Origin of the sequence: Ralstonia pickettii (assembly GCF_000607165.1) — a bacterium.
GTDB classification, from domain to species: Bacteria; Pseudomonadota; Gammaproteobacteria; order Burkholderiales; family Burkholderiaceae; genus Ralstonia; species Ralstonia holmesii.
This window is the reverse complement of sequence record NZ_JFZG01000038.1, coordinates 81,358-88,957: the sequence shown is the minus strand read 5'-3', so window position 1 is coordinate 88,957 and position 7,600 is coordinate 81,358. Positions and strand designations below refer to the sequence as shown.

Annotated in this window: 7 protein-coding genes; 6 read left to right on the top strand and 1 reads right to left on the bottom strand. The window is 66.7% G+C overall.

Features of this window, described 5'->3' with window-relative positions; all coding sequences use genetic code 11:
• On the bottom strand, positions 1 to 170 hold a 170-nt coding region (locus tag BG83_RS29195), incomplete at its 3' end, for a DNA-binding protein (RefSeq protein ID WP_200869073.1).
• A gap of 318 nt (positions 171 to 488) precedes the next feature.
• On the opposite strand from BG83_RS29195, the gene BG83_RS0127520 reads away from it, so the two are divergent.
• From BG83_RS0127520 to BG83_RS0127495, 6 genes are all read left to right on the top strand, one after another.
• Positions 489 to 776, top strand: coding sequence for a CnrY/NccY family anti-sigma factor (locus BG83_RS0127520; protein ID WP_024542621.1), 288 nt, complete (start codon positions 489 to 491; stop codon positions 774 to 776).
• Positions 773 to 1,219, top strand: coding sequence for a periplasmic heavy metal sensor (locus tag BG83_RS0127515; RefSeq protein WP_024542620.1), 447 nt, complete (start codon positions 773 to 775; stop codon positions 1,217 to 1,219). Before BG83_RS0127520 ends, BG83_RS0127515 begins: the two co-directional genes overlap by 4 nt.
• Entirely contained in the window at positions 1,216 to 1,788 is a 573-nt protein-coding gene (locus tag BG83_RS0127510; RefSeq protein ID WP_024542619.1) for an RNA polymerase sigma factor, read from the top strand. The genes BG83_RS0127515 and BG83_RS0127510 overlap by 4 nt, the downstream gene beginning before the upstream one ends.
• A gap of 90 nt (positions 1,789 to 1,878) precedes the next feature.
• Positions 1,879 to 3,126 carry a TolC family protein gene (locus tag BG83_RS0127505; protein ID WP_024542618.1) on the top strand — a complete coding sequence of 416 codons (1,248 nt, stop codon included), beginning with the start codon at positions 1,879 to 1,881 and terminating at the stop codon, positions 3,124 to 3,126.
• Positions 3,126 to 4,295 (top strand): efflux RND transporter periplasmic adaptor subunit, encoded by a 1,170-nt coding sequence (locus tag BG83_RS0127500; protein WP_024542617.1) that lies wholly within the window; start codon positions 3,126 to 3,128, stop codon positions 4,293 to 4,295. The genes BG83_RS0127505 and BG83_RS0127500 overlap by 1 nt, the downstream gene beginning before the upstream one ends.
• Positions 4,292 to 7,528 carry a CusA/CzcA family heavy metal efflux RND transporter gene (locus BG83_RS0127495; RefSeq protein ID WP_024542616.1) on the top strand — a complete coding sequence of 1,079 codons (3,237 nt, stop codon included), beginning with the start codon at positions 4,292 to 4,294 and terminating at the stop codon, positions 7,526 to 7,528. Before BG83_RS0127500 ends, BG83_RS0127495 begins: the two co-directional genes overlap by 4 nt.
• The last annotated feature ends 72 nt before the right edge of the window (positions 7,529 to 7,600 follow it).

Sequence of the window (7,600 nt, the reverse complement as noted above, 5' to 3'; positions counted from 1 at the left end):
GCCGCGCCTTCCTCTTCTTCCAGCTCCTTGAGATAGCGATGGATCGTCGTTTTCGAGCCGGTGTTGCCCAGCGCGATACGTATTGCATCGATGGACGGGTGGTGTCCCTGCGCCAGAAGTGAATCGCGGGCGCGTTTAACATCGAGGCGACTCAGTCCGGCCCGGGCCATGGTGCTCCTACAATTTGATACCGTATTACGTACTATGTATATACGTACCAAATTGCGGCGTCAACGTGGATCGCTGGTTCTTGAATCTAATACGTGATAATGGCGGATTATCACGTGTGAGAGGTGTCATGGCGCCCTGGTGGTCCCCAATCCGGTACGAAACGCGCCGGATGTAGTGATGAAGGCCGCGTATTCTCGGTGCTGCCCAATTGCGGGACGGGGCAGTTGGCCTACCGCGATTGCCGGTGCCTTCTGAAGCCACCCGGGGGTATTTGCATGCGCGAGCCGTATACAGGGCAACCACCAAGGAGATCAGCAATGGCCGACCTCGACCAATGGCTCGCCGACGCAGCCAGGATCACCCATGAAGCACCGTCTGCGGTAAGTACCGCGCGCATCCAGCAACGGCTCGCAGCCGAGCCCGCGCCCGACGTGCTGGTCGCCCGCTATGATGCGCGGCGTGCCATGCTGTGCGCCGCCATCGCTGCGCTGGTGGCCTTCACGGTGATCGACCGCGTGGCGACCGCCGTCTTGAACAAGCCGGGCCCAACCTGGGTTGCCACACCGTCTGCCGCTTCTCCGTTTGGCCTGCTGATCGGTGAATGATGACGCCACGCACCCGACGTCTTTCCCTCTCAACGCTAGCCGGCGCTCTGGTGGGGGTGGCCATTGCCGGCGCCGTCGTCTTCCTGTCGCACCCATCGCAGGAGCACCGGACCGACCTGCACGAGATGCTCCACGAGGCGGTGCCGCTGGACGCCAACGAGCGTGAAATTCTCGACATGAAGGAACAGGCCTTCGCCCAACGCCGCCGGGAGATCGAAACCCGGCTGCGCACGGCCAACGGTCAACTCGCTGACGCGATTGCCAAGAATCCCACGTGGTCGCCAGAGGTCGAGGCGGCCACCCAGGAAGTGGAACGCGCGGCTGCCGATTTGCAGCGGGCCACGCTGGTCCACGTTTTCGAGATGCGCGCGGGCCTGAAGCCCGAGCACCGGCCTGCTTATGACCGCGTGCTGGTTGATGCGCTTCGCCGTGGTTCGCAGTGACCAGTACGGAAGCGGACGGCGTGCTCGCCCGGCGCGCCGCTCGGGGAGATCACCATGCGTTTGGCATCCTGGTGCGGCGGCATAGCCCCGCCCTGGCGCAGGCTGGCCGCAGCTTTGGCATTCCGGAAACCGATATCGACGATGTCGTGCAGGACACCTTTGTTGCAGCTTGGCGCGCGCTGGGGGACTACGACGAGGCTCGACCGTTCCGTGCCTGGCTGTTCCACATCGGGCTCAACAAGATGCGTGACCTGCGCCGTTTCCGGCGCGTGCGGCACTTCCTGTTCGGCGCGGAGGATCTGACGGACCCCGAACGCCCTGCCTTGGCCGATCCAGACCCGGGCCCGGAGCGCCGTGCTTCTGCCCGGCGCGAATTGGCACGCGTCGTGGCTGTCCTGGACGGGCTCGATGCGAACTCGCGGGAAGCCATTGTTTTGACCGCCATCGTCGGCATGTCGCAGCCGGAGGCGGCTGCCGCACTTGGCATGACGCCGAAGGCCATTGAGGGGCGCATTGGCCGCGCCCGTGCCAAGCTGGCTGCCTTGATCGACGCCCGCAGCACCGAATAATTTCGACGGGCGCGAGGGGGTGCCGCGCTGGGCGCCGTATTGACCAATCTGTGCCGTCTTCGGCTTCTGCTTCCCTCAAGAAATCCGGCGATGACCCGCGTGTCCTCTTTCCATACCCTCAGCGTGCTTGCCGCATCGCTGGCCTTGTCCGCCGCATCTGGTTGGGCGGCCGAGGCACCGCCCTTTACAGAATTGCTGCAGCAGTCGCTCGCCCACGCGCCCGCGATGCGCGTGCAGGCCGCCAACGTCTTGGCCGCTGGCGCCGATGCCGCCCAGGCGCGCGCGTGGCCCAACCCTCGTGCGGAGTCGGTGTTCGAGAATCTGGGGGCTCCGCAGAGCGATGGCGTGAGCCAGCGCCAGAACACCTTTTCCATCACACAGCCGATTGAGATCGGCGGCAAGCGTGGCGCACGCATCGAAGCCGGGCAGCGCGGCTTCGCCGCCGCACAAGCGCGCGAGCATCAAACGCAGATCGCGTACGCGGCTGAATTGGCGACCGCCTATGCGACGGCAGAGGCCATGCTGGCGCGAAAGTCCTTGGCTGCGGAAGACCTCGGGCGCGCGCGCGAGGAGCTTCGCGTGGCCCGCGCGCTAGTCCAATCCGGCAAGGAAGCTGCGTTGCGCGTGTCCCAGGCGCAAGCCAGCGTCGCCGCCGCCACTGCGGCTGAACATGCGGCTGGCGCGGACGCGACGCAAGCGCTGGAGCAGTTGGCTGCCTTGGCCGGCTCTGACGAGCCCTACACCCGTCTGGCTGGCTCGCTTCTGTCCACATCGGCGGCACCTCCCGCCTCGTCGGGCGCGGCGGACGAAGCCCCCGCTGTCGTCACGGCGCAAGCCGAGCGAGACGTGATAAGCGCCCAGGTCGAGGTCGAGCGCAAGAAGTGGGTTCCCGAGGTTGGCGTCAGCGCAGGCGTGCGCCGCTACGGCTGGACGAATGCCAGTGGCTACGTCGTGGGCCTGTCGGCCACGATTCCACTGTTTGACCAGAACACGCACGCGGTGACCGCTGCGGTCGAGCGTGCCGCCGCCGCAGAAGCCAGGCTGGACACCGTGCGCCTGGAAGCATCTGCGGCAAAACGATCCGCCCAGGCTCAGGCTGCGGCTTCGGAAAAACGCCTCGCCGCAGCGGCGGAAGGCGAACGCGCAGCCGCCGAAGCCTATCGCCTGGGCCGTCTCGGCTACGACGCCGGCAAGACCCCGTTGATTGAACTGCTCGCCGTCCGGCGCGCGTTGTTTGAAGCAAGGCAACTCACGATTGACGCGCGCCTCGCGCGCGTACGCGCGTTGGCCGCACTGGCACAGGCTGACGGCCGCCTGGCTTTTGAGGAAGCTCGATGATGAAAGACAACCTCCGCTCGGCCAACTGGCCGCTGATCGCCGGGATTGCCGGGGTGGCCGCCCTGGTGGGGTTCGGTGTGGCGCGCGGGCTTGTGCCCAGTCATTCTGCGGCGCCAGCGGCCAAGACAGCCGCCGCGCCCGAAAAAGCCGCCCCCACTGAGGTCAAGGTTCCCCTCGAATACCTGGCCACCGCCAACATCGCGGTCGAGCCGGTGGCCACGGCTGGCGTGGGCGCGGAGATCCTTGCGCCCGCCACGGTGGTCGCCGCGCCGGGCAGCGAGGCCGTGATCATTGCCCGCGCGTCGGGTGCTGTCCAGCGGATCAACCGCCGGCTTGGTGAGGTCGTGCGTGCGGGCGACGTGCTGGCCCTGGTGGACAGCCCGGAGGCGGCCGCGATGGCTGCAGAGCGCCGGGTGGCCGCCGCCAGGGCCGATTTGGCGCGCAAGACCTACGCACGAGAAGCCGCACTGTACGAGCAAGGCGTCACGCCGCGTCAGGAGATGGAAGCGGCCAAGGCCGCGCTCGAAGTCGCCAATGCCGAGGCGCAGCGCGCAGCGACCGTGGCGCAATCCGCGCATCTTGCCAGCGACGGTCGCTCGGTCGCGGTGACCAGCCCCATTGCCGGCAGGGTGACGGCGCAATCCGTCACGCTGGGCGCCTTCGTGCAGCCTCAGGCCGAACTGTTCCGGGTCGCAGGCAGCGGCACGGCACAGGTGGAGGCTTCGGTCACGGCCGCTGATACCGCCCGCGTGGCGGCCGGCGACACTGCGGTGATCTTGCTGGGCAGCGGCTCGCCCGTGCCCGCCGTGGTGCACTCGGTGACGCCGACGGTGAACAGCAGCGCCCGCACCGCGACTGTGGTCCTGACGCCCACGCAAGCGCTGGACAAGCTGGTGATCGGCGAAGGCGTGCAGGTGCGCCTGCAAACGCGCACGAGCGGCCCCGCTGCCCTGTCGGTGCCGGAGGATGCCGTGCAGAACCTGGACGGGCGCGACGTGTTGTTCGTTCGCACGCCGCAGGGGTTCCGGCCCCAGCCAGTGCTGGTGGGCATCCGCAGTGGCGGGTCCGCCCAGATTCTCTCGGGTGCGCGCGCCGGTGAACAGGTGGCGACGCGCAACGCCTTCCTGCTCAAGGCCGAGATGAACAAAGGCGCCGGGGACGACGAATGATCGGCAGCATTCTGAACGGCGCGGTCCGGCTGCGCTGGCTCGTGTTGTTCCTGACGGCGGTGGTGGCGACAGTCGGCGCCTGGCAGCTCAACCTGCTGCCGATCGACGTCACGCCCGACATCACCAACAAGCAGGTCCAGATCAATACCGTGGTGCCGACGCTCAGCCCGGTGGAGGTTGAGAAACGTGTGACCTATCCGATCGAGACCGCGTTGTCCGGCTTGAACGGTGTGGAGAGCACGCGTTCGTTCTCGCGCAACGGCTTCAGCCAGGTCACGGTGATCTTCAAGGAGAGTGCCAACCTCTACTTCATGCGCCAGCAGGTGTCGGAGCGGCTGGCGCAGGCGCGCCCGAGCCTGCCCGAAGGGGCCGAGCCGCAAATGGGACCGGTATCGACCGGCCTGGGTGAGGTGTTCCACTACAGCGTGGAATATGCCCACCCTGATGGCAAAGGCGCAACGATCAAGGATGGGCTGCCCGGCTGGCAGAGCGACGGCAGCTTTCTGACGGACCGGGGAGAACGGCTGACCGATCAGGTCTCCAAGCTCGCCTATCTGCGCACGGTGCAGGACTGGATCGTCCGGCCGCAACTGCGCACCACGCCCGGTGTGGCCGACGTGGATTCCCTGGGCGGCTACGTCAAGCAGTATGTGGTCGAGCCCGACGCGGCCAAGCTGGCGGCCTACGGCATCTCGTATGCTGAACTGGCGCGGGGGCTGGAAGACGCCAACCTCTCGGTCGGCGCCAACTACATCCGGCGCTCGGGCGAGTCGTATCTCGTGCGCGCGGACGCCCGCATCCGCTCGGTGGACGAGATTTCACGCGCGGTCATTGCGCAACGGCAGAACGTGCCGATCACGGTCGGCCAGGTTGCTGTCGTCAAGGTCGGGGGCGAACTGCGCTCCGGGGCAGCCAGCCGCAACGGCTATGAAACTGTGGTCGGCAGTGCGTTGATGCTGGTGGGCGCCAACAGCCGCACGGTGGCGCAAGCGGTGGGCGACAAGCTCAAGCAGATCGAAAAGACGATGCCGCCGGGCGTGGTGATCGTGCCGACGCTGGACCGCTCGCAACTGGTTGTGGCCACCATCGAAACCGTGGCGAAAAATCTGACCGAAGGCGCGTTGCTGGTGGTGGTGATCCTGTTCCTGCTGCTGGGCAACGTGCGGGCGGCGACCATCGCGGCGCTGGTCATTCCGCTGTCGCTGCTGATCAGCGCAATCGGTATGAACGCGCTGGGCATTTCCGGCAACCTGATGAGCCTGGGCGCACTGGACTTTGGCCTCATCATCGACGGTGCCGTCATCATCGTCGAGAACACACTGCGCCGGCTGGCCGAACGCCAGCACCGGGAGGGCCGCCTGCTGACGCTGCGCGAACGGCTGGACGAAGTGGTGCTGTCGTCGCGCGAGATGGTCCGCCCCACGGTCTATGGCCAGCTCGTCATCTTCCTGGTTTTCCTGCCGTGCCTGACCTTCCAGGGCGTCGAGGGCAAGATGTTCTCGCCGATGGTCATCACACTGATGCTGGCGCTGGCGTCAGCCTTCGTGCTGTCGCTGACCTTCGTGCCGGCCATGATCGCGGTGCTGATGCGCAAACAGGTCGCAGAGAAGGAAGTGCGGGTGATCGCGGCCACCAAGCAGCGGTATCGCCCGTGGCTGCAAGCAGCGGTAAGGCGTCCGCTGCCTTTTCTTGGGGCGGGTGCGCTTACGCTCGCGCTGGCCGCCGTGGCCTTTGCCTTCGTCGGCCGCGAGTTCATGCCGACGTTGGACGAACAGAACCTGAACCTCTCGTCCGTGCGCATTCCGTCGACGTCGATCGACCAGTCGGTGGCCATCGACTTGCCGCTGGAGCGGGCGGTGATGACGCTGCCGGAAGTGAAGACGGTCTACTCGAAGGCCGGTACCGCCAGCCTGGCGGCAGACCCGATGCCGCCCAACGCGTCCGACAACTACATCATCCTGAAGCCTAAGGACGAATGGCCGGCGGGGGTGACCACCAAGGAACAGGTGATCGAGCGCATCCGCCAGAAGACCGCCGCGATGGTCGGCAACAACTACGACGTGACACAGCCGATCGAGATGCGCTTCAACGAGCTGATCGGTGGCGTGCGCAGCGACGTGGCTGTGAAGATCTACGGTGAGGATCTGGATGAGCTCGCGGCCACGGCCCAGCGCGTTGCGGCGGTGCTGCGCAAGACGCCGGGTGCGGCCGACGTACGTGTGCCGCTTACCGGCGGCTTCCCGACCTTCGACATCGTGTTCGACCGGGCCGCGATTGCCCGCTACGGCCTGACCGTCAAGGAAGTGGCCGACACGCTGTCGACCGCACTGGCCGGCAAGGCGGCCGGTCAGGTGTTCGATGGCGACCGGCGCTTCGATATCGTGGTCCGCTTGGCCCGCGAGCAACGCGACAACCTCGATGTGCTTGGCGCGCTGCCGGTCATGCTGCCACAGGCTGATGGCCAACCACGCGCATCGGTACCGCTGCGTCAGTTGGTGCAATTCCGCTTCACCCAAGGTCTGAACGAAGTGAGCCGCGACAACGGCAAGCGGCGCATCTACGTGGAGGCCAACGTGGGCGAGCGCGACCTGGGCAGCTTCGTCGACGATGCTGCCAAGCGCATCGCCAACGAGGTCAAGCTGCCGACCGGCTCGTGGATCGAATGGGGCGGGCAGTTCCAGAATCTCCAGGCGGCGACGAAGCGCCTGGCGATCATCGTGCCGGCGTGCTTCATCCTGATCGCGGCCACGCTCTATCTGGCGATCGGCAGCGCCATGCTGACGGCGACGGTATTGACCGCCGTGCCGCTCGCGCTCGCCGGCGGCGTGTTTGCGCTGCTGCTGCGCGGCATGCCGTTCTCGATCTCCGCTGCCGTCGGGTTCATTGCCGTGTCGGGGGTGGCGGTGCTCAACGGGCTCGTGCTCATCTCGGCCATCCGCAAGCGCCTGAAAGATGGCATGGCGCCCGATGCGGCAGTCGTCGAAGGGGCCATGGAACGGGTGCGGCCTGTGCTGATGACGGCGCTGGTTGCCTCGCTCGGCTTCGTGCCGATGGCGATTGCGACGGGTACCGGCGCCGAGGTGCAGAAGCCGCTGGCGACGGTGGTGATCGGCGGCCTGGTCACCGCCACCGTCCTGACACTGTTCGTGCTACCCGCGCTCTGCGGGCTGGTGTTGCGGCGGCAGGCCCGCCGCGAGTCGGGTGACCAGGGGGTACTCGAAGCGCAGCCATAACGGGGGGCAGCCGTATTGATGTAGCGATCTCTACATCATTGCAGCGTCGCATACGGCAATCTAAGCTGCCGT

Bases quoted from the DNA above. Each gene is read 5' to 3' on its own strand.
- BG83_RS0127500 (WP_024542617.1), top strand. From the start codon at position 3,126: ATGAAAGACAACCTCCGCTCGGCCAACTGGCCGCTGATCGCCGGGATT.
- BG83_RS0127495 (WP_024542616.1), top strand. From the start codon at position 4,292: ATGATCGGCAGCATTCTGAACGGCGCGGTCCGGCTGCGCTGGCTCGTG.
- BG83_RS0127505 (WP_024542618.1), top strand. From the start codon at position 1,879: ATGACCCGCGTGTCCTCTTTCCATACCCTCAGCGTGCTTGCCGCATCG.
- BG83_RS0127515 (WP_024542620.1), top strand. From the start codon at position 773: ATGATGACGCCACGCACCCGACGTCTTTCCCTCTCAACGCTAGCCGGC.
- BG83_RS0127520 (WP_024542621.1), top strand. From the start codon at position 489: ATGGCCGACCTCGACCAATGGCTCGCCGACGCAGCCAGGATCACCCAT.